The organism is Sporolactobacillus kofuensis (assembly GCF_024125425.1).
GTDB classification, from domain to species: domain Bacteria; phylum Bacillota; class Bacilli; order Bacillales; family Sporolactobacillaceae; genus Sporolactobacillus; species Sporolactobacillus kofuensis.
On the sequence record NZ_JAMXWN010000002.1, the window covers coordinates 243,398 to 268,054 of the forward strand.

Below are 24,657 nucleotides of genomic sequence, written 5' to 3' on the forward strand. Positions count from 1 at the left end.
CAATAAAATAGGTGGATTGTCCGAGGAGTATTGATCGTAATTTACATTTAGTGGCATAATAGACTTATTGTTTTGTGCTCGTCTAAAGAACAGGCTACAAAGATAAGACATAGATAAAAAATAGTTTCTCTTCCCCCTGGATCGGTCATTTTCGCAAAAAAGATCTGTGTGTATGAAAACGGACGATCAAGACACCCTCGGTTTCAGATTCCATCTGGTGTACTGCAAATTGAATCCATCCCGTGGAAGTTAGAACTTAAGGAGAGATGAATATGCGTTTAGTTTTGTTGTCAGGCGGTTCTGGAAAGCGGCTATGGCCTTTATCCAATGATGCGCGATCCAAACAATTTCTAAGAGTGCTTGAGGACCGTGAACAGCACTTATCCTCGATGGTCCAACGTGTTTTTGGTCAGTTAAAGGAAGTTGGCTTAGGGGATTCAACAGTCGTTGCAACGGGCAAAGGTCAGGTAGAAATGCTTGAGAGTCAACTTGGCAAGAATGTGCCGTTGATCGTTGAACCTGAGCGCCGCGACACCTTCCCGGCAATCGCGCTTGCGGCAGCTTATCTCTACACGATGACAGAGGCATCACTTAATGATGCAGTCGCGGTATTACCAGTCGATCCATACGTCGATACCGCTTTCTTTGAACGCATACTTGATTTGGAGAAATTACTCGAGAACACCGATGCCGATTTGGCATTGATGGGGGTTACGCCGACATATCCATCTGAGAAATACGGTTATATTGTTCCCGAAAAGGACGAGCATAAGGATTATATCAGAGTTGATCATTTTACCGAGAAGCCGAATACGGAATTGGCGAAACAGTTGATTAAAGAGTCCGCCCTCTGGAATTGTGGTGTATTCGCATTCCGACTGAACTATGTCCTTTCCATTTTGAAATCACTCGGATTGCCGCTTGATTATGAGGAACTTTCGCAACAATTCACGAAGTTGCCGAAAATCAGCTTTGACTATGCAGTAGTGGAAAAAGCGAAAAAGATTGTGGCATTACCTTATGATGGTTTCTGGAAAGACCTTGGAACGTGGAATACACTCACTGAAGAAATGGCGACAAAACAAATCGGAAAAGGCATCATCAGTAATGATTCTGAGAATACACATCTGATTAACGAGTTGGATTTGCCCGTAACCGTGCTAGGTGTTTCCAATGCGATCGTTGCGGTAAGTCCGGATGGTATTCTGGTTTCCGATAAGGAACAGAGTCCGCGAATTAAAGAAGTGATGAAAGGCTTCGACCAGCGCCCGATGTATGAAGAGCGCCAATGGGGATCCTATCGGGTCCTGGATTACTCACGCTACTCAGCAAATAATGAAGAAGTGCTGACGAAGAAAATAAAGATTGATCAAGGCGCAAATCTTAGCTACCATTGCCATCACATGCGCCAGGAAGTTTGGACGATTGTCAAGGGCCATGGACGTTACGCGGAAAATGGCGTGATTCGCTCAATCAAACCAGGTGATGTCGTAATTGTTCAAGCAGAGACATTACATGCGATAATCGCAGATGAAGCTCTGGAATTGATCGAAGTTCAGATCGGCAGCCAACTAATAGAAGAAGACATTGACCGTAAATACATGAAATGGGAAGAAATAGAAGAAAATTGCGCGCAGGTCCGCGGATAATATGAGTTTTACGTAAGGAGTAAAGAGGGAAAGCCTCTTTGCTCTTTTTTGATCGAAAATAAGTGGTGGAGAAAAATCGAACTTAATAGAGTAACAAATGAACTTAAGGAAAGAAAAACCAAACCTAATCGGGAAGAAGTCGAACCTAAGAAATTAAACCGAACCGAGTCGGATAAAAGTCGAACCCAACCCAGTAGGAATCGAACCTAACCGAATGAAAATCGCACCCATCCAAGCTGGAAGGGAACGTAATCATCCAGGCCTTCAATCAGGTTTATTCACCATATTTTTCCTTGCCTTTTGCTTTGTGCTAGAATGCATATGAGAAGATGTTCGCGCCTGTTCGTCACTTTTTCCGAACGCAGAGAACACTACTATTTGAGTGAAAAGGAAGGTTGCAGAATGAGTCAAGTGAATATCAAGGTAGATAAAGATGCATTTCTTGAAGACCTATCAACATTGATCGCAATTCCAAGCACGAAGGATGCTGATCAGGCGAAGGAAGGCGCTCCATTTGGACCCGGTCCACTCGCTGCATTGGAAAAAATGTTGGAAATAGGAAAAAGAGATGGATTCCGCACGAAGATGCTGAAAGGGTATGCCGGTTATATCGAATATGGTCCTGAAGATGCTGAGGACTATATTGCAGTACTTGGTCATGTGGATGTCGTGCCGGCTACAGGCAAATGGGCACATGATCCTTTCACTGTTCATTTAGAAAATGGCACTTTATATGCCAGAGGCGTGATTGATGACAAAGGTCCGACAATGGCCGCGTATTACGCTCTGAAAGCACTGAGAGAGTCAGGTGCTGCGCTCAAACACAGAATTCGTCTTGTGATTGGGTCAGATGAAGAGAGCGGCTGCGCATGTATGAAGAAATATAATGAACTGGAACCGATGTCTTTATTCGGTTTCGCGCCTGATGCTGAATTCCCATTGATTTTTGCTGAAAAAGGTCAGATTCGCGCTTGGATTAAATTGCCTCAGGGGGATGGCGATGCACAGGTTCATCTTTCTTCCTTCTATTCAGGTGAACGGATGAATATGGTACCGGACCATGCTTATGCACTGCTGACAGGTCCTGAAGCTGAAAAATGGTCTGCGCATGCACAAGCAGCGTTAACAGCGAAAAAAGTAGCCTTTGTCGAAGAGAAAACAGAGCAAGGATTGAAATTGACGGTAAAAGGTCAATCCGCACATGGTTCGGAACCAGCCGGTGGAGTGAACGCAGCATTCTTACTTGCAGAAGCGCTCAAGGATTTGCCGTTTATTCCGACAGAGAAAGCCTTTATTGATCTACTTGCTGATACGCTATATAACGACTTTGGTGGTGAACGGCTCGGCATCGCCTTCCATGACGACGTTTCCGGAGAGTTAACGGTCAATGCCGGCGTGATTCGTTTTGGCAATCAAGGTGGTACGGTGTCGCTCGATATCCGCTGCCCAATCAAAGCCTCACTTGATCAACTGACAAAGACACTGACTTCATCAATAGAAAAATTAGGATTATCCATCGGTGAGCTTGGTACAACCCAACCACTCTATGTCGATCCAAAACATCCGGGTGTGCAAGTACTCAAGAACGTTTACGAAGAACATATGGGGCTCGACAATGTTAAGCTGCTCACTTCAGGAGGGGGCACGTATGCACAGTATTTGGATGCAGGTGTAGCTTTCGGTGCATGTATGCCGAATTATCCATATACCGGTCATCAAGTGGATGAACATGTGAAACTTGATGACTTGCTGCTTGCTTCAGAAATCTATGCGGATGCAATGGAAAGATTAGGAAATCTTGAAAAATAAGCGTGTTTCCATGTGATTTTTTTCAAACACTTGCATAAGATAGCAGGACTAAGGGAGAGGAAAAGTGAATGCTTTTTACCTCTCCCTTTTTCTATAGAAAAGGGCTATGATTCAACGGAGAATAGGGAGAATCAGAATATGCCCACCTGTATCGAAGACGAGTCTTAATAAATTTTTTCAAAGGTGCACTTTCGATAAAAAACTAGTTACTTTTTTTCTGATCTGTTGATAGAATGTGAGTACAAAAGATTACCGAATGCAGCAAGCAATGGTTTAAAAACAGATGGCAAGAGGGCTTACAAACACAGAGTATAGCTTGATTGATTGAAAAAGGATTTTAGTTCAGTGGTGACTGAAAGAGATGACCCAGTGCTTAGATGGTGAAGACAACTGAAAAGTAATCTTGGAGGAATGAGACGCAATGTCGAAAGGTTTGTTTTGGCTGGTTCTTTCTGTATTCTTGAATGCTTTTGGAAATGCATTGACGGTGAAAGCTGCGCTAGGTTCCGCTCCATGGACAGCTGCGGGTATCAACATTTCGCACGCGGCAGGGATAACAGTAGGGAATGCTTTGATAATCATGGGCATTTTCACACTCATAGCAGATGATTTCTTACGGCATCGATGGAACGGGATTAAGGATGTTTTTAATTTTCTTTATATGTTGTCCTTTGGTTATTTGATTGATTTCTGGTTGTTCATCATGCAGGCCATCCATGTAAACGGAGGACTCTTCCGATTGGTTGCATGTGTCTCTGGAGTCCTGTGTATTGCGTGTGCACTCTCCATCTACTTTAAGGTGAATTTGGTGCTTCATCCATTTGATGATCTTCTGAAAATATTGCGTGAGAAGTACTTGCATGGCAATGTTGTACGCGCTCAGCGTATTTCTTTAGGCATCCCATTAACCCTTGGTTTGTCCATTGGACTTTTCCGTCACAATCTGATTGGAATCAATTTGGGTACAGCGATCAGCTTTCTCTGTATGGGTTACTTTATCTTGTTCTTTGATCGTGTCATCCATCTGCATCTGAATCGGGAAGCGATGATTTGGCATTGGCCGCATTGGGTTCATCGAATCAAACATTCAAAAGCATAAAAATTTGGCTTGACAAAATTCTCCATACGAACAATAATCTATGTAATTAATGTTTAAATAAAGAAAAGCGATGAAGAGAAGAAGTAGAAAGGGAACGGATCCGCAGAGAGTCCCGGATGGTGAGAAGGGGCATCGGTGAACTTTCGAACATGGCCTCTGAGCTGCGTGGCTGAACGGTGATTCATGATCAAAGTAAGTCACGACAAGTTAAGGTTCTTGTTGTCAAAACCAAAGTATAAGGTGCTGGAGCACTTCGTACTTATTGAGGCCGATCATGAAAATGGTCGGTGAAGTAAGGTGGTACCACGGGATAACCAACCCCCGTCCTTAGTCGAAAGATTAAGGACGGGGGTTTTTAACATTTAGAATGGTTAAGAATAGAGTGGAAGGAAAGGTGATTGGAATGAGCAAGGCATTGGTATTTCAAACGGATTTCGGACTTGTAGACGGAGCGGTTTGTGCGATGTACGGCGTTGCCAATTCCGTAGATCCGACTTTGAGAATTTTTGACTTGACGCATGATATTCCCCAGTACAATATTTGGGAAGCTTCTTATCGGTTACGCCAGACAATCGATTATTGGCCGGAGGGAACAGTTTTCGTTTCGGTTGTCGATCCCGGTGTCGGTTCTGCCCGACGCAGTGTGATTGCCAGAACACGCCGCAATCAGTACATCATAACCCCTGACAATGGAACACTGACACATATAAAAAAAATCGAAGGTATTGAAAGTGTGCGTTATTTCGATGAAAAGAAGAACAAGTTACCCTCAGCAGGGGAATCCTTTACTTTTTTCGGTAGAGATATTTACGCGTTCACCGGTGCAAAACTTGCATCAGGCATCATTGACTATGATCATTTTGGTGAAGAGGTTCCGGTCTCTTCGATCGTCGAATTACCGATTGTTCCAGCCTATCGTGAGGGCAACCAATTGAACGGTACGATTGACATCCTCGATGTTCGCTTCGGTAATCTCTGGACAAATATAGATCACTTGCTTTTCCGGGAATTGCAGGTTGGGCGTGGTGATCGGCTAGCGGTCAATATCAAAAATGATACGCGTACAGTTTATGAGAACACGATGACATTCGCACGTTCGTTCGCTGAAGTTGCCATTGGTGAGCCACTCATCTATATCAATTCGCTCGAAAACATCGGCATCGCGATTAATCAAGGCTCGTTTGCGAAGGCGTACAGTATCGGTACCGGAACCAACTGGCATATTTCTTTTCGCAAAGCGTAACTTTTTTCATCGTGATTTCCTTGGAAATTCATCTGAGAAGATGTCTCCTTCGATGAGCTACACAGATCAGAAAAAGGGAAGACAGTATTTTTCACTCAGTAATTGCATGTTAAAAAAACGAAACAGCATAAACGTTTGAATGACGTTTGTGCTGTTTCGTTTTTAATCGTCAGGATCTGTAAATTAGACAATATCCAGCGGAACTTTTCCCGAAGGACGAGGGAAAGCCAGATTGAGGGTACGCTCTTCTTCAGCTGTTAACCGAATGGCAACAGCTTTAGCATTCTGAAGCACATGCTCAGGCTGTCCGGCCTTTGGAATGGCCACAATATGCTGGTTTTCGGCATGACGGATGCTCCATGCCAGTAGTAATTGAAGCGGTGTGATCTGGTGCGCCTGGGCAATTTTGATCACCGAAGAATCGTGGAGCAGAGCATTTTTAAGCGAACCGCCTTCTGCAAGCGGGCAATAGGCCATGAATGGTACGTGATGTGCCGCTTGCCATGGAATCAGATCAAATTCAATACCGCGAGAGCCAAGATGATAGAGGACTTGATTGACTGCACAGTGGGTACCGCCGGGTACGGACCATAGTTCTTCCATATCTTTTGTGTCAAAATTGGAAACACCCCAGCGAAGGATTTTGCCTGCTTTTTTTAATTCCTCCATACCGCGGACTGTCTCCTCCAGAGGTGTGGCTCCGCGCCAATGCAGCAAGTAGAGGTCAAGATGATCGGTACCCAGCCTTTTCAGACTCTGCTCACAAGCTGTTTTCAGTCGTTTTCGATCCGCATGGTTTGGGTACGCCTTACTCACAAGAAATACTTCATCTCGAAGATCAGTGATCACCTCGCCAATCAGTAATTCCGACCGTCCTTCGCCATACATTTCTGCAGTATCAATCAGCGTTAATCCTAAACGTACACCAAGGCGCAAAGATTCGATTTCATTCTGATGCTTGAACGGGTCGTCCCCCATACGCCAAGTGCCTTGACCAATAGCAGGAATCTTTGTTCCGTCTGCAAGTGTTATTTTTCGATTTTCCAAATCGTGTCGAATACGCGCAGTCTCGTCGTCTTCCAAATGCATGATGGATCTTCCTCCTCTTTCAGGTTGAATGGCTATTTAACCATTTTAATCCTTCACGTTTGCTTAATGGTTTAAGATCATGATGCTGAATAAATTGCTGGACCGAATCCGGAGCTGTCTTCGAATATTCACGCAGTACCCACCCGATCGCCTTCTGGATAAAAAATTGATTTGAATCTGTGTTCAGCAGTATGTATCGGTACAAGCGTTCCTCGTCTGTTGCATCTTTGTACTTTAGTTGAAAGAGTAGGGCGGCACGGCGCAGCCAAAAGTTGTCATCAATGATCCATTTTTCAGCATACTGTTCAATAAGATCAGGATACTTTTGAAAAAGTGGACCGCAGCTTTGCGGTGAAATGGTGTCCACCGAATCCCACCATGATTTGGTGACAATCATCCACTCTAGTAAAGGTATGTGTTGGTCATTTAAGACACGCCGAGCACGTTGCAAGAGATCGAGTGCGGCAATCTGACATTCGCGCTCAGGCTGATTCCAGAGCATCGTGGTGACATCATGGAGTTCGTCTGCTTTTGGAAGCCCGTTTGTTTTCGTGAAATCGCGAACCAGTTGCCTGCGCTCTGGTGCCGGGATGCCGAAGAAAGGGAATTGGTTACGCATATAGCGCTCCATTTGCTGTGCTTTCTCAGCATTGCGATGCGCGTTAAAAGTGTGAATTAATGGTGATAGGTCATAAGACATTGGCGCACCTTCTTTTTACTATTTAGCTATGTCTAAAATTAATGGTGTTTTTCTGACCAAAAGGCAGTGTGTGAGACGCCTGTGGGATCGTTCCTGATGATTGGTGCCAGTGAGCCCCGCAGATTTTAACAAAGCCTAACAGTTAATTGTTTAAAGGGGTCACTGTGTGACTATTTTCTGTAAATCGTTTCTTCTATAATCCCACAATTTCATACACAATACGAATGATTTGATGCAAAGAATTTCAAATTCTTTCATTCCCTAAAACTTGCCATTCTTTTTTTCTCCTAAACTATGATCTTCATTGTACAATTAAGTAAAAATAAAAATTTCCGAAGGATTTTCTATTAAGGAGTTACTGTGTTGTGATACTGCTTATTTTTCTGAAGAAAATGTACCGATCAAATTATATAAAAGTATTTCTGCTCTGCTTGCTGACCTCAGGATTGATGTTCTTACCTTCAATTCTTGCAAACAAGGGCCTATTTACGTTAGTAGGAGATTTTAATTATCAACAGATTCCTTTTAATATGCTGAGTAATCGTGCTATTAAGAGCGGTGATATATTTTGGAACTGGTCGACCGATTTGGGGAGTAATTTTATAGGTTCATACAGTTTCTATACGCTAGGAAGTCCATTTTTCTGGCTGAGTCTTCTTTTTCCGGCATCTTTTTTTTCTTATATTATTGGTCCGATGCTGATGCTCAAGTATTGTGTGGCAGGAATGACCGCCTATGCCTATATTCGGCGCTATGTGAAGGATGGCCGTTATGCAATCATGGGTGCTTTGCTGTACGCATTTTCAGGTTTTTCAACCGTTAATCTGATGTTCAATCACTTTCACGATGTGGTCGCGTTCTTTCCTTTATTATTGGTTGGTTTTGATCGCTTGGTTGAGGACAAGAAGAAGGGCTGGTTTGCTGCGGCTGTCGCATTGAACGCTACGCTGAACTTCTTTTTCTTCATCGGTGAAGTGGTTTTCTTAATCCTTTATTTCGTCTTCCGGTATGTCGTCGAGGATTGGAAAAACTCTATTCAACGCTTGCCGCGAATTGTTTTGGAAGGGGTGCTCGGCATTGGGATGGCCGGTATCCTGTTCGTTCCTGCAATCCTGTTTACTTTGCAAAATCCGCGTCTCGACTCTTTTCTCTATGGACCGAACGCGTTGGTTTACATGGGCAGTCGCTATCTGCTAATGATTAAGGCTATTTTGATGCCGGCGGATCTGATGCCGCATCAGTCCGCAATTTTTCCGTCGGATTTTACATCCAGCAGTGCGTACTTGCCCCTGTTTGGCCCGGTGCTCGTGATTGCGATGATGCTTGGCCGCAAAAATTGGATGAAACGGATGATCATTGTCTCGTTCATTATGGCGTTAGTACCACTTTTGAACAGCTTTTTCTATGTATTCAACGCTTCCTATTATGCGCGCTGGTTTTACATGCCGGTGCTGATTATGGCGTTGATGTCCGCTGTGGCGCTTGAGCAACGAGAGCATATCCAGTTAAAAAAAAGCTTATTGATCACAGCGACTGCGCTGGCAGTGCTTTCGGCATTTCTCCTTTTCTATCCATGGAGCGAGACTCAGAAGAGTGGGGTTTTTCATTATGATCAGTTTCTTTTTTATCTAACCACAGCCGCTGCAGGCCTTGCCGCCACCTATTATCTTGTGTGGCGATTTAGAAATGCTCGTTATTGGTACAGAGCGACGCTGCTCATGCTTGTTCTTTTTTGCGGCGGACTTGGTTTGTTTAATATTTTCGCAACACATTCAATCTATGACTATCAATCCGGACAAGCGATTCAAAATAACGTCGTGAAAACAGGGCGAATGGTGAAGGCTGCGCTGCCAAAGACGGAAAACTATCGCATCGGGATCAGCGATGATGGCTGGAATCTGGCGATGGTTGCCGGCTTGCCGACAGTAAATTCGTTTACAAGCATGGTTAATGGTTCTATTTTTGAATTTTATCAATCGATTGGATCACCACGAGCTGTAAAAACGGTCATTCCTGAGTATGCTTATGGGCTGAAGCCATTATTATCGGAACGCTTTTATGTGACCACAATAAAACAGGATAGTGGAAAACTCTATACTTCTTTCTTTAATGGGACCAATTGGATTTATATCTATGAAAACAAGGATACACTGCCGATTGGCTTCACTTACGACTACTATATTACGCAGAGTCAGTTCCAGCATGTGCCTGATGAGTTCAAACATTTGGTACTGCTACGTGCCGTCGTGATTAAAGCAAATGATGTAACAAAAGTAAAAAATTTCCTAGTACCGTTGCCGGAATCTGAGCTGTATACCACAACGAAGGCAGGGTATCGGCATGATTTGAAGATGCGTGCAAAAGAAACGTCAACCGATTTTCATCGTGATCGTTATGGCTTTACTGCTGACATTCGGGCTAATGCTGACAAATATGCCTTTTTCAGTGTGCCTTATGATAAAGGATGGTCGGCCAAAGTGAACGGAGTGTCCGTGCCGATTCTCGACGCAGACGGGATGATGATTGTTCCAATCGGTGATGGGACCAACCATATACGCTTTGATTATCGAACACCAGGCATAATAAGTGGCTTTCTCTTGGCGCTTTTCGCTTTTTCGACTTTTTCTGTATACATGTTCTATGGAAGGATTTTCGCACGTCATCAGCGTCCAGCAACAGGGTCATTCATCGAAAAATAATTGTTAATTTTCCCTATGAAACTGCCGAATTTTTATGATTTACAAAGGTTCAGCGGTTTTTGCTCAAAAGAAAAGAATGTATAACCTTTTTGCATAAAAATACAGCGAAGATTCGAGACGCCTGCGGGACCGTTTCTGTTGATGCGAGCCGAGTGCGACCCCGCAGATTTTTGTGTGTTTGAGGAGGCTCACGGATCGCCCGCGTCAAGCGAGCAATCAAAGCACAATTAATGCAAAATAAGAACTGGGCGGTTTTTGCTCAGTTTTTTCTTTTTAAAAAAACTTTAGTGATTAAACGCGTTGTATCGACATATGGATGAATACTTGATAGAATAGCAAGCACAGGTTCATTTCTAAAGAGGATATTCTATAAGTATTGTCCTTATTCTTAAGCAACCTCGGTAGAGATGAACAAGATACAGAAAAAATACGAAACAGAAGATGGATGGAGGGTGTTGAAGTTGACAAATGAAGTGAAGCACGAAGGATTGACAGTGAAGAAATACGTGAATAATGTGCTTACTGGTTTAGCAATAGGAATTGTTGCCGGATTGATTCCGTCTGCATTGCTCAGTGAAATCTGTAAGGCGCTTGCCCCTCACGCACCGATTTTCGGGATTATCTTGCAGATTGTTACAACAATTATGTTCACGGTCCCATTATTAATCGGAACCGCCATTGCCTTCAACTTCAAGTTGAATCCGATCCAAATGGTGGCAGTCGCATCGGCAACGTACATTGGTTCCGGAGCTTTGAATTTTACCCCGAACGGTGTCCTTGTGACCGGCATGGGCGACTTGATTAATACATTGTTAACAGCCAGCATAGCCGTTGGTGTTGTACTCATCGTTGGCGATAAACTGAAGGCATTCGCGCCTCTTGTCTTACCGACCATCGTGTGTATTGTTTCAGGCGGTCTTGGTCTATGGATGCTGCCCTTTGTCCGTAAGATTACGATGGCCGTCGGTCAGCTCGTGGACAGTTACTTTGCGCTACAACCAATTGTTATGGGGATTATGGTTGCAGTCAGCTTTTCAATTATCATTCTTTCTCCGATCTCTACAGTCGCAATTGCGACAGCGATTAGTATGAGCGGGATTGCATCCGGCGCGGGTAACCTTGGAGTTGTTGCAGCAGCGGTGGGCATGTTTATCGGCGGACTGCGTGTGAATCCAATCGGTCTCTCGCTTTCCGCTTTGCTCGGTACACCGAAAATTATGATCGCGGCGGTTGTACGCAAACCGAAGATTCTGATTCCGGTCGTATTAAATGCTGCCTTACTTGGCATCCTTGCTGTTGTTTTTGACATTAAAGGAACGCCGATTAGTGCAGGATTTGGCTTTTCTGGTCTTGTCGGACCAATCAACGCGATTCGGTTTATGTCCGGCGGTGCCACATTGAGCAATCTGCTGATTATTGTGCTCGTGTTTATTATCATTCCTTTCGCAGGCGGTTGGTTCTTTGAATGGCTGTGCCGCAAGCTGCATCTCATTACCAAGGAAGACTACAGTACAAGTCAAAATAAATAATTTTAATAAGCTGACATCGATGCCGATCGGCATCGATGTTTTTTTCATTGTGCGCCCGGCATGGGTGACAACTCGGCGGTGAAAGTCCGCTACAGGCTTGGCAGTAGGAACTGTTAGCTAAAGGCAAGGGTGTCCACCGTGAGATGGAATCTGGAGGAAGCCGGAGGCAAACTCCTGAGGTGACGAACAGAAACTGGATACAAAGGCTGAATGGAGACGGATAAACCTGCTGAACAAGGCGAAGTCCGATACTGCCCGAATCTCTTACAGTAAATCCAGCACCTACATGGGAGGAAAGTTGTCATTCTTACCCGGGGAGGTCTTACAAGGGTTCCCAACAAGAGGAAAGCGATTTTCCACAGGAACAATCATGCCAGTGATGGTGCGATGAATTGTAAGAAGTCAGCAGACGCCATAGTAGTCCATCAGGACGAAGGGCTGAACAATAGTAATCTTGGAAACAGCGGAGGTGTGAGCCATGCGACAACCACAGACAACATCAAATGATGACTATTTATCGAAGAATAGGATGGAATCCGAAGGTACGGTAGAAGTGTGCAGTACGGCTTGCGGTGAAACTGAAAGAAGAGATGGTGTGCATGATCTCATCACGAAAATCGCCGACCGCATGAACCTAAATCGAGCCTATAAACGAGTCAAGGCGAATAAGGGATCGGCCGAAACGGATGGAATGACTGTTGACGAGTTGTTCCCTTACCTCATACGAAATAGGGATAAACTCATGAGACAGATTAAAGATAGCTCATACGAGCCACAACCCGTAAGATGTGTGGAAATCCCGAAACCAGATGGATCGAAACGAAAACTTGGCGTTCCAACTGTGTGCGATCGCCTAGTCCAACAAGCGATACTCCAAGTAATAGAACGGATCTTCGATCCGACATTTTCAGATAGCAGTTTTGGCTTCCGCCCCAACCGTAGTGCCCACGACGCGCTGAAGCGTGCCAAGGCTTACTACGAGGAAGGATACAGATACGTGGTTGATCTTGATCTGAAATCCTACTTTGATACGGTGAATCACGATAAGTTGATGTACTGTGTGGAAAAACGGATCAAGGATAAAAGGGTTCTTCGGCTTATTCGTAAGTTCTTACGGAGTGGTGCAGTCATTAATGGAAGGGTGAACCCGACTGAAGAAGGAGTTCCGCAAGGGGGCCCACTCTCACCAATTCTAGGAAATATCTATCTCGATCAACTGGACAAAGAATTGGAACGAAGAGGACATAAATTTGTCCGCTACGCTGATGACAGCAACATCTACGTCAAGAGTCGAAAAGCGGGAGAACGCGTCATGAAAAGTATCACCACGTTCCTCGAAAAGGAACTGAAACTAACAGTCAATCGCGAGAAAACCCAGGTTGGCAGTCCCACCAAACTCAAATTTCTTGGGTTCTGCCTGTACACAACGAAACAAGGAACGGGATTTCGTCCTCATCAAGAATCGAAAAAGCGCCTTGAACGAAAGCTCAAACAGCTGACAAAAAGAAGCCGAAGTGGTAACATCCGTGAGATCATTCAAGAAATTAATGAAGTAACCACTGGATGGATCAACTACTATGGAATCAGTTATATGAAGAATTATATTCGGCACATTGATCAGTGGCTCCGGCGCAGAATCCGGCAGATCATCTGGAAACGTTGGAAGAAGGTTAAGACGAAATATAAAAACCTTATCCAACTCAAAGTGCCGAAACAAAAGGCATGGGAATGGGCAAACACACGAAAAGGCTACTGGCGCATTGTCTGTAGCCATATCCTACATCGGTCGATTACAAATAAAATACTCGAACAGATGGGTTTAAAGAATCTTACTCATCTGTTCGAGCATGCACACTCAAGCTATTGAACCGCCGTATACGGATCCGTACGTACGGTGGTGTGAGAGGTCGGAAACCGAAGGTTTCCTCCTACTCGATTGTAAATGACCTCTTAAACATCAAGATCCAAAATATAAAGAATTCCATAAGAAAAAAGGACAGTCGATCATGAATAGCCTTGAGGCCATGAGAAAAATATTCTTGTTTAACGGTAAATAATCAGTAAAATTAAGAAGATTATGTTGCCAGAAACGTAAATAGCAATATGCGCTAATTTTCGATCATAGTAAATATTAATAATCGAAACGATAAGACATGTCGTGAAAGCACTCCAATAAGCTAATGGATTTCTGAAAAATATACAAAATATTGCTGTGATAAAGAGAACTGCGGGCAAAATATCTTTTCGCAAAATTTTCATGTTACCCCACCTTTTAGATCCCATTAAGTTATTACAATATTAAACCAAAGAAGTCCCCGCCGTCTATTCTTGGCGAAGACTTCTTTTGCATGTCTAGTTTAATTTGGATAACCTGGTGAATACTTTATACTTATGTAAGTAGAACCAATTTGATGGGTTCTTGAGATGGGTATCTTTTTGTCAGTAGCTTCTATGACTTGAATAATCCACAGGCAAAAATTGCAAGTCGTTTAAGGTCAGGGAGAATTGTCCCATACACTTGAAAATATCAAGCAAAAGGTTATAATAAAGAAAGAAGGTCAATATTATAAATACGGATATTAAGGTGGGAAAGGTTCCCCATGCGCCGCCGATCAAGTCAATTGGTGGTTAAAAGAGATCCTGGAGTGCCGTCCAGGTGATGTCCGTTACGGTTAGGGCTCCCAAAAGGGAGCCCTTTTATTGTATGTAATGAAAACCTTAGGCTATGCCTAGGGTTCCGGAAAGCTCCAAGCGATGTATCAAAAAAAGCCTCCCTTCGTGCTAAGATAAATTTTGGTTCGCCAACCAAATTCATCAGACAAGGGGAGACTTTTTTAATGCCATCGGATGTTAACAGTTTCGCACATACAAAATGGAATTGTAAGTATCATATCGTATTCGCACCTAAGTACCGAAGACAAATCATCTATGGAAAGCTAAAAAAAGATATAGGTATGATTTTGCGACAGTTATGCGAGCGAAAAGGTGTAGAGATTATCGAAGCTGAAGCGTGTAAAGATCACATTCATATGTTAATCAGTATACCGCCTAAGATCGGTGTCTCAGCTTTTATCGGGTATCTCAAAGGAAAAAGTAGTTTAATGATCTTTGATCGACATGCGAACTTAAAATATCGGTACGGAAATCGGAAATTTTGGTGCAAAGGATTTTATGTGGACACAGTTGGAAGAAACAAGAAAGTAATTGAAGATACATTCGTAACCAGATACAAGAGAATGTAGTCGCAGAACAATTAAGCATGTTTGAACATATTGATCCGTTTACTGGAGAAGAAGTCAACCGCAAAACAAAGAAAAAATAAGTGCAGCCCTTTTAGGATAGCCGGGAAAGTAGTGCGGTTGGCGAACGCCTCGGTGCCCGTTTAGGGCTGGCCAGCAATAAAGGCTTTCAGCCGCAGAGCAAATCACCCGTTCACACGGGTGGTTTTGATTGCACAAATAAGAAATTAAAATTCAGTGGAATTGTGTGTATGTGGGCATTCAAGATTACTAGACAGTTGAGAACGAGCAGGTCTTCGATTAAGTCTTAAAGGTTACCAACTCTCCCCATAACTGATGAGACAATAAAATCCAACCTCTGGGGTTCAGATCGATATAGGATCAAATTAAAAACTATATAATCAGAATATATCGAAAAATGTCGATAAGTATTTGCTGATATTATTCCTATTTATGGTAATATGACATAATGAGAGAGGGTTCCACTATTATACTTATGAGGGGGATAAAACAATGGTGTTAGATAAGAAAAAATTAATGAAACTAATACTTGCTGGTTTAATCGCACTGTGTTTACTTATTCCAACTATTTCTCATGCTGCAGAAAAAAATGAATATAGATATAACTTTAATATAGGTCCGTATCAAGCTAATTCGCGTGTAAGCGACGCTAACGCTCATAAGCGCACAACTACAAATATACACGAAGCATGGATGGTTAATTTGGAGGGCTCTGAAGAAGGGTTTAATTCAATTACCCAATTTTGGATGGAAAATAAATCGGGACACAATATAACACCAACGGTTAATGCTTATAGTGGACGAGGAGAGGCCTATGAAAAGGCATCCGATGATGCAACTGGGGTGTATTGCTACCTAACCGCTCAGAATAATAACTATAATAATAATTCTTATAACGTATCCGGTTATTGGGATGAAGAATATCCTAAAATCGTATATTAATGAGTAATTTGGATGATCCTCTCTTCAATTAATAATTTTTAATAAAGTTGGTGGCTTAATTGAAGGCTTATTATTATCGTTTCATTAAGAGTAAAAGAAGTATGTTGATAATGACCTTGATGATTCTGTTTCCTATCGCCGATTTATTTTTACTAAACAGTCAGTGGTCAGAAAAGTTTACTCCCAATCAATCAGCTTTCCTTGTTGGAAATTCTGAAGGGCATATGATGCAAATTTTAATGTTGTGGTTTCTTCCCATCTACATATTAATAATGGTTTCCGAGTATTACATTCAGGATGTTCAATCGAACAGTCAGTCGATCCATATTTTAAAGGTAGGCAAAAGGAAATATTTTGGCCGGCAATTGATATTCTCATTTATCGTTGCTTTTTCAGTTATGCTTATTTCGCTTCTGATTAATTTTTTGCTCGTTTGGTTAATCAATTATAATGGTACTCAAGATCCATATACAGCTGCACTTCCCCAATTAAGTAAAATTATCAATCAACATCCAGAATTTATGTATTCGTATTTTATAATAGCTAATCAGACCTTGGCAAATCTCATTTTTATTTTACTTGTAAGTGTTATTGTTGGTGTCTTAGGCTCAGGATTAACAGCTATCTGTTTCTTTTTTCCGAAAAGAGTTTATGCTTATTTTCTTGCGTTTGCTCTTTGGTTTCTAGATATTACTGGGGATCATGCCGTTATGATTGTTTTTCAACCGTTCAATGAATATCCATGGAAATTAGTACTCACAAATATTGGACTCTTTCTGAGTCCAGCGTTCATTCTTATAGTAGCTTCTTATATTTATAAGGTGAAGAGCGATGAGATTTGACTTAAAAAAACTCGTTCACGTGTCACTCATGTTCATTCTTTTTTGTGTATTTTATTATTTCTTACTCTATCAATCTCTAGTACGACATATAAGACCAGATACATTGAAGCAGATTACCACAAATTTTTATTGTTATTATGATTTTCGCTCAATTGCTTATATATTTGGTGTTATTTTCCTTCTCTTCAGGAACCTCACACTTTATCCGTCAAATGTTATTACATTGCTCCATAAAGATCGTTATGATTTTACAAAACATTATGTAGTCAAATTGTGTGTGCTTTCTTTCATTTTTGTGCTGATTCATGGGGGTGTTGCTGCCGGTTTGAATGCATTGTTTCTAGAAAATAATGTATTGATGCAGCAGCAGTTCTACATTTTGGCATTAATCTATGCCTGCCTGTTCTTTCTTTATTTGAACTTTCTAGGATTGTTGCTTTTTTTCTTGGAGAACTTTTTCAATAGATTACATGCTCTTGTTCTATGTATTATCTTAAGTTATTTAGGTTTTCTATTAGGAAAAATTACTTGGAGTCCACTCTTTGATGTTGATCCGTTCATCCAAATGTACTTTGAAAAAGGATTGACAGTTACGGAGTTCATCTCACGCGTATTAAGATTAATTGCCGTCTTTTTAAGCCTATATTTAGTCAATAGTATTTTCATTCAAAGAAGGGATTTCCTTTGATGAGAAAGAATAAACGATTTATTCTATTGTTTTTTATTGGCATTACATTCTTTCAGGCGTGGACGATGATTCCTGGTCTTCATGATTTTAAGCCGGACTGGCCCGTGTCACTAGCTTTTATGATTAGTGTGTCGAATAATTCAGCACTGATATTGATGATGGACTGGTATTTTAGTTTTGGTGTGATCAGTTTTTTTATGATGGGAATGTTAAAAAAGGACTTATACGGATTTGGAAAATACATGTTGGTTCGTAACTATAATCGGAAAAAATTTATCGTGTTGAAACTAGTAAAAACCCTTGCATTGGGAATCGGGTTTATCTTGATCCAAGTTGGGATATTTAGTGTAGTAGGAGAGCTTTTTCTGAACGATGAAACTTATATTTATTGGTATGAAAATGTTTATGCGTTGCCATTCTATATCCTTATTGTTGTCTTTCTATTAATGAGTCAACTTATACTCGAACTGGTTTTCTCAGAGATTACCTCTTTTCTGATTATCAATATATATGTCACTTTATCACTATCATTTTGGAATTATCTCCAAGCAATTGGAAAATGGACATGGCTGATCTATTTCTTTGTACCCAATGCAATGTTTCCACTTAGAACGAACCACTATATTCATCAAGGGTTATTCATTGAGACGGTGCTTTCACTCGTCATAGTCTGTACACTGATAACAATTCTAATCTTCTTTGCGACACGCTTAATAAAAAAAGTGGATATCTATTAGGGGGAATTTGTCTTGACAACAGTCATTGCAGATCATGTGAGTAAAAAAATTAAACGTGCAGATGTATTAAATGACATTAGTTATACATTTTATGATAAGCATATATACGGGTTAAGCGGGCGCAATGGTTCAGGAAAAACAATGCTGATTCGTGCTCTTTGTGGATTGATCTATATTAACCATGGAACCATAAAAATTAATGAGAAAGTATTGCATCGGGATATATCATTCCCGTCAAGTATTGGTGTTATTATTGAAAAAACGGATCTGCTGCCGGAATACAGTGCATTTACGAACTTGAAAATTTTATCCAAGGTGAAGCGGGTTGCTTCAGACCAAGACATTAAATCAGCTATTGAAAGAGTGGGACTTGATCCGACAAGTAAGATGCCTGTCAGAAAATTTTCGTTGGGGATGAAGCAGCGGCTTAGTATTGCTCAAGCGATTTTCGAAAAACCAGAGATCTTGTTGCTTGATGAACCGACCAATGCAATAGACAAAAACGGTGTTGAACTGGTCCGAGACATTTTGGTTGAAGAAAAGGAACGAGGCGCACTCATTGTCATTGCGAGTCATAATCAAGATGATTTGGACATTTTGGCTGACACTGTTCTTACAGTAGAGGAAGGACATTTGGTCGGAAATGACGAAAAATAAAAAAATTGTATTTGTTGTTCTTATTCTTGCTTTGGCAGGTGTTTTGATATCCCGATATCTCTTAAGTGATGAATCATATAAAACCTTTAGGAGAAATACCAAAAGTAATACGGCGCAAATGATAACCTTGAGAAGCGGAAACACTTATACTGTAGATAATAAACGGTTTAAACCAGGATATTATGATATCAAGGCGACAAGTGGGCATGTAACTGTTGGCATCATTCATCTTAAAAAAGGTGATCGGATTGTAAATCGTTTATATACTATGAATAATAAAGTGCAGGTTTCCGGGAAGGGAGCAGCCTTACTCACTCCATCTAAGTTCAAAAAAATAATTGTGCAAAATAAACGTTTTGAATTGCTTAATGAAACAGGAAACTTTCGAGCAGGGCAGGAAATCGAGAGTGGAACCTACAAATTAAGTGTGGAGAATAATAAGAATACGCCATTTGAATTGTTCGTTCAGGTAGTGGATGCAAAGACATTCCAAGAAAAAAATAGTGACGATATCAAGAAAAATAGAGATACCTTTGAATTTAAATTGAAAAAGGGTGAAGATCTGCAACTGACTAATTTCTCGAAAAAAGATACAGACTTGGTCATTGAACTAATAAAAATGAAATGAATTTTTATGGATAAGAGGCAATTTCAATCAGTGGCTTTAAAAAAAGATGAGAGGAATTTTCCTTTCATCTTTTTAATCGCTTTTATACAACTGCATTGACAACCGAATTATATAAGTAATAAAGCCTCCGTTTATGAGACAAGAATATTTTTTTTCTTATGAGAAGATCATTTGTTGGTTCAAGTCCATTGGCTATTTGTGTTATGTGATTTATTCTAAAAAGTTAGAAAAATTGTTTAAACAATGAAAGTGATTAGGGAACTGAGGGATGTTCATGGTCTGTATTATTGAACAATTTGTGAAAATATGGAAAATAGTGTCTGAAAAGCTCTATATTTAATTGAAAAATATAGTGAATTCTGTATAATTATAGGTATAAATGCAGGGTTCCAAATACTCTGAAATTTATTCAGTACACCTCTCACTGGTTAACCGCAAAAATGAAAAATCCTCTATCGCGGTTCTTTCCAACACAATGTAAGGAAAACAGGTACCTTTTTCACCCAGCAATTTGTAAGACACCAAATCAAATTTAGATGAGGAGCATGTTAATGGAGAACGAAAAACTGTATATTATTCGTCCGGAAACAATGGCCTTGCTTCCCTACGACCGTTCTGACGGGAGTTTAGGCACGCTGATTATTGAGGAAACGCGAACATGTCAAGTGGCGCAAACACCGTTACAGATCGTCCAGGAATCCTGCAGTTATTATGGGTCAACCTACAGCGGCAGAAAGAAAATTGCCATGATGATGGGTTACAAAAGCATGCCGCCTATTTGTGTATGCAACGAACTGGGTATCTATTTTCTGCCGCTCATGGCGGAAGCGTCAAGAAACTGTGTGTGGCTTGCCCATTCCCATATTCGTCAATGGGCAAAGAGTGAAGAGACCCCCGGAACTATTTTCGCTTATTTAACGCATAATCAAAAAATTGAATTACCAATAAATATTCGCCCGTTTTTCAACAAGGTCATGAAAACAGCACAATACCGACTTCAGATTCGCGAACGAATCGCACCTTATCAGATTCTTGATACTGGTGTACCTCGAAAGCAAGTCCATGAGCACAACATTAGAATTAATGAAAGAGGTACATTTTTCATTCACCTGAATGACGAGGGAGAGGATTTATCCGAAGCATAATAGCGTGATCAAAGCACCCCGATGATTGGCGTAATCCAGCCAATAGTCGGGGTGTTTTTTGTAAGAAAGGAAAGTATAAAATTTTGGACTTAGATACTAGGATGAACGGCATTTATTTCGTCAAAATTTAAGCTCAAAACCGAAAGTACGAGACTCCTTCGGGACCGTTCTAGTTGATGCGAGCCAAGGGAGACCCCGTAGATAGAGGATTGACCGAGGAGGCTTCCGGGTCGCCTGTGGCAATCGATCGAAGCACAATGATAAAAAATATGAGACCAGAGTTTTTTACCAAGCTAAATCTCCTACGCGTATCTGAAGTCTGTAAACCCGCATACACTGACTTAGATAAAATACCTAGAGAAAAGGGTATACTAATTCAAAAAGGTCAATCGGGTTGAGTAGGTAAATGATTTTCATCATTTCGACATATTGGTTACGTTTGCATGAAAATAAAACAGATAATTTATCTGTTATACTATAACTGTAATATAACAGAACAAATAAAGGAGAACTATTATATGACAAAATCCTTCCTTTTTCTTTCTGATTTCGATGGCACACTCTCCGATAAAGATTTTTTTCATGTGATCATTGACCGACATTTTGCTGATCAACGTGACAAGCTCTATGATGATTGGGATAAGAAAGTCATGACTGATCTTGACTATCTGAGCCGATTATTTAAATCTATAGATCGCGATCAAGTAGGGATTGATGAAGATATTGATGCGGTACCTTTTGATCCCTATGCCAAAAAGGTGATTGAACACGTTAAAGCGCTTGGCGGTGCGTTTGTAGTCATCAGTGCAGGTACAGATTACTATATTAAACGTATTTTTGAGAAACAGGGTATAACAGATGTTAAAATCTATTCTAATCCTGGTGTATATGAAAATCGTGGAATTCAGCTCAAGCCTGATCCAAACGGTTCTTATTACTCAGAACTGTATGGTATTGACAAACAGAAGCTTGCGCGTGATCTGATGAAAGAGTACAACACCGTATTGTTTGCAGGAGACAGTCTTCCTGATCTGAAAGCAGCCATGCTGGCAGATACCATTTTTGCCAAAGGAAAGCTTCAGAATTTGCTGGATCAAGAAAATAAAGAGTACGTCGCCATTAATAGTTTTAAAGATGTAGAGAACTATCTGGCCACACATGAGGAGGCGATCATCAATGGGCAGCGATAATCATCAAATTGTTGTACCGTCACTCTTGGATGTACGGAAAGGGAATATGGCGGAAATCGGCAGGTTGCTTGGTCGCCATCAATTTAAAAAAGTAGTTCTTTTCTTCGGCATGGGCTTAACAGAAATGCTTGGAGAAACCGTGTTTGCATCAATGAAAGAAGCGGGTATCGATGTTTTGGAAACAACTGAGATCAACGATATTGATATTGATCATGTTGTTGATTACGCTTTTCAGCTTCCATTCCAGACAGAGGCAGTGGTCGGGATCGGCGGAGGTAAAGCGCTTGACGCGGCGAAATACACAGCGTTATTGCGTAAATGGCCGTTCATCAGTGTGCCGACTTCGACATCAAACGATGGGTTCTCAAGTTCCAACACATCGCTGACCATTCATGGTCGCCGTATTTCGGTGCATGCGAAGATGCCCTATGGCATTCTCATTGATATTGATGTTGTGAAAAGTGCACCGGAATGCTTTATCTATTCCGGAGTTGGGGATCTTGTTTCTAAGATTACGGCAGCTGAAGATTGGATTTTAGAGGAAAAGAAAGGCGTCACACGGGTAGATGATTGTGCGTTAATGATCTCGAAGAAAGCGGTAAACAGTTTTGTCCGCACCGATTTTGGTACGATCCGTGATGACCTCTTTCTTAAAGAATTGGTAGACTCTTTGACAATGGCTGGTATATCGATGGAAATTGCCGGGAACAGTGCACCGACCAGCGGCAGTGAACATCTGATTTCACATGCACTCGATACTTTTTCAGCAAAACCGCAGCTTCACGGCATCCAGGTTGGTGTTGCCACCTACCTGATGAGCAAGGTACAGGATCATCGTTATGAACGCGTGACAAAAGTGTTGCAGAGCACCGGCTTTTTCACATACGCAAAGTCCGTGGGGATGACTATTGCGGATTTTGACATGGCGATCGATCGAGCACCGGAGATGAAACCGATGCGTCATACCTACCTTCATGAAGAAAAATATCGAGAGCTTGCACATCAGATCTTACATGACGATCCGATTTTGCAGGACATACTTATTTGATTAAGATAATTACTCAATAGATTTAGGAAACAGAGGCAATTGTCTCTGTTTTTTTCTTTCTCGCCTTAGATTGATCGATAAGTCCTATAAAGCAAATGATCAGCTTCCGAGATGGATCAGTCTCTCGATCCGACATGATCTTGACAAGGATTCTGAAAAATTTGTAGTTGAGGCCTTAATAAATCACAGAGTATAATAAAACAAATGGGTACGAAATGAATCGGATTTGTCTCCCTGTGGAAGGACAGTGGAGCAATTCATCGACAAAGGGGGACCTCACAGTGAGCACAATATTATATAATGACCAGTTTATGGCAAGGGAACAGGGTAAGGTTGATATGGAGGACAGAGGCTATCAATTCGGCGACGGGATCTATGAAGCCCTCCGTGTCTATAACGGAGAGATGTTTCTGCTTGATCTTCATATGAAACGATTGAACCGAAGTGCACGGGAATTACGTTTAACGCTTCCTTATGATACGGATCATCTTGTGGAGAACTTGAACAAATTAATTAAAGACAACGAGATGAACGATGGTTACGTTTACTTTCAGATTACACGTGGTGCGATCGCACGAAAGCATCGTTTTCCAGAAAAACCGATCAGCTCTGTACTTACTGCCAGTGTCGAAGCGACGACTCAAGATGAAGATCTCTATCCGGATGGCATTAAGGCAAGTTTGATCGACGACATTCGCTGGCTGCGCTGCGACATCAAGACACTGAATTTGCTTGGAAATGTGCTCGCCAATCAGGAAGCCTTTGAAAAAGGAAGTGCCGAAGCGATCTTACATCGGGACGGCGTGGTGACTGAAGGATCAACATGTAACGTATTCATCGTGAAGGATGGTGTATTAATTACGCATCCGGCCAATCACTTTATATTAAATGGGATTACACGTCTCTTTGTCTTGCAGCTTGCGGAACAGCTTGGCATTCCGGTTGAGGAGCGTACATACACAACCGATGAATTGCTGGATGCGGATGAAGCTTTTATCACAAGTACCGGCGTACGTGTGACTCCGGTTGTGCAGATTGACGAGCATCCGGTTGGAGATGGCAAGCCGGGCGCAATCACAAGCCGCCTACTTGATGCGTTTAATCATGAAATCGCGCAATTCATCGCAAAATAATTCCCTTTTTTCAAGGATGTACATGAATTGTCACGATACAATAAATGCAGTATAATGCAAGAACCGCGACATTTTTAATGGCGCACAAGCACGGTAAACTGTATCAGAATAAGAGGGTTGAATCATGACTGCACGCATTGATAAGAGCTTAATGGCAAATGAGAAAATGAATGCACTTGTCTTCACATTGTTTGTGCCTCAAAGCTCAAAAGGTGATTATCAAATCGCGTAGCGGTGCTGTGGTTCAAGACTTTTGATAAAGAGAGTCTGTGGTCCGGCATCTTACATGCCGGCCATGGATTCTTTTTTTTTGATAACGAAGGATAACCTTTTTACTTAAAAATACAGCGAAGTTGCGATACTCCTGCGGGAGTGCAGGCGAAACGCAGGTAAAAGTATGTCTGAGGAGGATCCTGGACTGCCGGAGGAAAGCGAGCAATCGAAGTGTAAGTGATGCAAAATAGGGACTGGGCGGTAGTTGCCCAGTAGTTCTCAACGGAGAAAAATGAAGTGAGCAGAAACACGTGTGTATACAGGTAGACTGTTTCTCACAAGTTTTTACGGTTTTCT

Annotated in this window: 19 protein-coding genes, 1 pseudogene and 1 other annotated feature; of the genes and pseudogenes, 18 read left to right on the forward strand and 2 right to left on the reverse strand. The window is 41.6% G+C overall.

Going from position 1 to position 24,657, the window contains the following annotated elements; translation table 11 throughout:
- Positions 1-272 precede the first annotated feature (272 nt).
- From NIE32_RS02605 to NIE32_RS02620, 4 genes are all read left to right on the forward strand, one after another.
- A complete protein-coding gene (locus NIE32_RS02605) occupies positions 273-1,649 on the forward strand; it encodes a sugar phosphate nucleotidyltransferase (RefSeq protein ID WP_253052709.1) in 1,377 nt (458 codons plus the stop codon).
- A gap of 402 nt (positions 1,650-2,051) precedes the next feature.
- The gene (gene pepV / locus NIE32_RS02610; protein ID WP_253052710.1) at positions 2,052-3,458 is read left to right on the forward strand and encodes a dipeptidase PepV; all 1,407 of its coding nucleotides are present in this window, start codon (positions 2,052-2,054) and stop codon (positions 3,456-3,458) included.
- 421 nt (positions 3,459-3,879) lie between these two features.
- Positions 3,880-4,557, forward strand: coding sequence for a YczE/YyaS/YitT family protein (locus tag NIE32_RS02615; protein ID WP_253052711.1), 678 nt, complete (start codon positions 3,880-3,882; stop codon positions 4,555-4,557).
- Positions 4,558-4,618: 61 nt separating this feature from the next.
- Positions 4,619-4,889: a binding site (T-box leader), on the forward strand.
- Between the two features lie 71 nt (positions 4,890-4,960).
- On the forward strand, positions 4,961-5,800 hold the full coding sequence (locus NIE32_RS02620; protein WP_253052836.1) for an SAM hydrolase/SAM-dependent halogenase family protein: 840 nt from the start codon (positions 4,961-4,963) through the stop codon (positions 5,798-5,800).
- Positions 5,801-5,983: 183 nt separating this feature from the next.
- On the opposite strand, the gene NIE32_RS02625 is transcribed toward NIE32_RS02620, so the two are convergent.
- Both NIE32_RS02625 and NIE32_RS02630 read right to left on the reverse strand, forming a co-directional pair.
- Positions 5,984-6,889, reverse strand: a complete 906-nt coding sequence (locus NIE32_RS02625) for an aldo/keto reductase (RefSeq protein ID WP_253052712.1) — start codon at positions 6,887-6,889, stop codon at positions 5,984-5,986.
- Positions 6,890-6,908: 19 nt separating this feature from the next.
- The gene (locus tag NIE32_RS02630) at positions 6,909-7,589 is read right to left on the reverse strand and encodes a DNA alkylation repair protein (RefSeq protein WP_253052714.1); all 681 of its coding nucleotides are present in this window, start codon (positions 7,587-7,589) and stop codon (positions 6,909-6,911) included.
- 365 nt (positions 7,590-7,954) lie between these two features.
- On the opposite strand from NIE32_RS02630, the gene NIE32_RS02635 reads away from it, so the two are divergent.
- From NIE32_RS02635 to dat, 14 genes and pseudogenes are all read left to right on the forward strand, one after another.
- On the forward strand, positions 7,955-10,288 hold the full coding sequence (locus NIE32_RS02635) for a YfhO family protein (RefSeq protein WP_253052716.1): 2,334 nt from the start codon (positions 7,955-7,957) through the stop codon (positions 10,286-10,288).
- Between the two features lie 461 nt (positions 10,289-10,749).
- Positions 10,750-11,817, forward strand: a complete 1,068-nt coding sequence (locus tag NIE32_RS02640; RefSeq protein ID WP_253052718.1) for a PTS sugar transporter subunit IIC — start codon at positions 10,750-10,752, stop codon at positions 11,815-11,817.
- 478 nt (positions 11,818-12,295) lie between these two features.
- A complete protein-coding gene (ltrA, locus tag NIE32_RS02645; RefSeq protein ID WP_253052720.1) occupies positions 12,296-13,684 on the forward strand; it encodes a group II intron reverse transcriptase/maturase in 1,389 nt (462 codons plus the stop codon).
- A 970-nt stretch (positions 13,685-14,654) separates the two neighbouring features.
- Positions 14,655-15,139 (forward strand): annotated as a pseudogene (gene tnpA, locus NIE32_RS02650) (IS200/IS605 family transposase).
- A gap of 430 nt (positions 15,140-15,569) precedes the next feature.
- The gene (locus NIE32_RS02655; RefSeq protein WP_253052722.1) at positions 15,570-16,019 is read left to right on the forward strand and encodes a DUF2712 domain-containing protein; all 450 of its coding nucleotides are present in this window, start codon (positions 15,570-15,572) and stop codon (positions 16,017-16,019) included.
- A gap of 110 nt (positions 16,020-16,129) precedes the next feature.
- Positions 16,130-16,861: a DUF2705 family protein gene (locus tag NIE32_RS02660; RefSeq protein WP_253052724.1), complete on the forward strand. Its 732-nt coding sequence runs from the start codon at positions 16,130-16,132 to the stop codon at positions 16,859-16,861.
- Positions 16,851-17,549, forward strand: coding sequence for a WxPxxD family membrane protein (locus NIE32_RS02665; RefSeq protein ID WP_253052726.1), 699 nt, complete (start codon positions 16,851-16,853; stop codon positions 17,547-17,549). Before NIE32_RS02660 ends, NIE32_RS02665 begins: the two co-directional genes overlap by 11 nt.
- Positions 17,549-18,286: a DUF2705 family protein gene (locus NIE32_RS02670; RefSeq protein WP_253052728.1), complete on the forward strand. Its 738-nt coding sequence runs from the start codon at positions 17,549-17,551 to the stop codon at positions 18,284-18,286. The genes NIE32_RS02665 and NIE32_RS02670 overlap by 1 nt, the downstream gene beginning before the upstream one ends.
- Positions 18,287-18,298: 12 nt before the next feature.
- On the forward strand, positions 18,299-18,943 hold the full coding sequence (locus tag NIE32_RS02675; RefSeq protein WP_253052730.1) for an ATP-binding cassette domain-containing protein: 645 nt from the start codon (positions 18,299-18,301) through the stop codon (positions 18,941-18,943).
- Complete coding sequence (locus NIE32_RS02680) at positions 18,930-19,571, forward strand: hypothetical protein (protein WP_253052732.1); 642 nt, start codon at positions 18,930-18,932, stop codon at positions 19,569-19,571. The genes NIE32_RS02675 and NIE32_RS02680 overlap by 14 nt, the downstream gene beginning before the upstream one ends.
- A gap of 551 nt (positions 19,572-20,122) precedes the next feature.
- A complete protein-coding gene (locus NIE32_RS02685; RefSeq protein WP_253052734.1) occupies positions 20,123-20,716 on the forward strand; it encodes a competence protein ComK in 594 nt (197 codons plus the stop codon).
- Between the two features lie 518 nt (positions 20,717-21,234).
- Entirely contained in the window at positions 21,235-21,906 is a 672-nt protein-coding gene (locus tag NIE32_RS02690) for an MtnX-like HAD-IB family phosphatase (protein WP_253052736.1), read from the forward strand.
- On the forward strand, positions 21,893-22,954 hold the full coding sequence (locus NIE32_RS02695) for an iron-containing alcohol dehydrogenase family protein (protein WP_253052738.1): 1,062 nt from the start codon (positions 21,893-21,895) through the stop codon (positions 22,952-22,954). The genes NIE32_RS02690 and NIE32_RS02695 overlap by 14 nt, the downstream gene beginning before the upstream one ends.
- A gap of 281 nt (positions 22,955-23,235) precedes the next feature.
- Entirely contained in the window at positions 23,236-24,087 is an 852-nt protein-coding gene (gene dat / locus NIE32_RS02700) for a D-amino-acid transaminase (RefSeq protein WP_253052740.1), read from the forward strand.
- Positions 24,088-24,657: the final 570 nt, after the last annotated feature.

Excerpts from the sequence above, each read along its gene's own strand:
- NIE32_RS02605 (WP_253052709.1), top strand. The coding sequence starts at position 273 with ATGCGTTTAGTTTTGTTGTCAGGCGGTTCTGGAAAGCGGCTATGGCCT.
- NIE32_RS02665 (WP_253052726.1), top strand. The coding sequence starts at position 16,851 with ATGAGATTTGACTTAAAAAAACTCGTTCACGTGTCACTCATGTTCATT.
- pepV (WP_253052710.1), top strand. The coding sequence starts at position 2,052 with ATGAGTCAAGTGAATATCAAGGTAGATAAAGATGCATTTCTTGAAGAC.
- NIE32_RS02625 (WP_253052712.1), bottom strand. The coding sequence starts at position 6,889 with ATGCATTTGGAAGACGACGAGACTGCGCGTATTCGACACGATTTGGAA.
- NIE32_RS02680 (WP_253052732.1), top strand. The coding sequence starts at position 18,930 with ATGACGAAAAATAAAAAAATTGTATTTGTTGTTCTTATTCTTGCTTTG.
- NIE32_RS02690 (WP_253052736.1), top strand. The coding sequence starts at position 21,235 with ATGACAAAATCCTTCCTTTTTCTTTCTGATTTCGATGGCACACTCTCC.
- NIE32_RS02655 (WP_253052722.1), top strand. The coding sequence starts at position 15,570 with ATGGTGTTAGATAAGAAAAAATTAATGAAACTAATACTTGCTGGTTTA.
- NIE32_RS02695 (WP_253052738.1), top strand. The coding sequence starts at position 21,893 with ATGGGCAGCGATAATCATCAAATTGTTGTACCGTCACTCTTGGATGTA.
- NIE32_RS02630 (WP_253052714.1), bottom strand. The coding sequence starts at position 7,589 with ATGTCTTATGACCTATCACCATTAATTCACACTTTTAACGCGCATCGC.
- ltrA (WP_253052720.1), top strand. The coding sequence starts at position 12,296 with ATGCGACAACCACAGACAACATCAAATGATGACTATTTATCGAAGAAT.
- NIE32_RS02615 (WP_253052711.1), top strand. The coding sequence starts at position 3,880 with ATGTCGAAAGGTTTGTTTTGGCTGGTTCTTTCTGTATTCTTGAATGCT.
- NIE32_RS02620 (WP_253052836.1), top strand. The coding sequence starts at position 4,961 with ATGAGCAAGGCATTGGTATTTCAAACGGATTTCGGACTTGTAGACGGA.
- NIE32_RS02670 (WP_253052728.1), top strand. The coding sequence starts at position 17,549 with ATGAGAAAGAATAAACGATTTATTCTATTGTTTTTTATTGGCATTACA.
- NIE32_RS02660 (WP_253052724.1), top strand. The coding sequence starts at position 16,130 with ATGACCTTGATGATTCTGTTTCCTATCGCCGATTTATTTTTACTAAAC.
- NIE32_RS02685 (WP_253052734.1), top strand. The coding sequence starts at position 20,123 with ATGGAGAACGAAAAACTGTATATTATTCGTCCGGAAACAATGGCCTTG.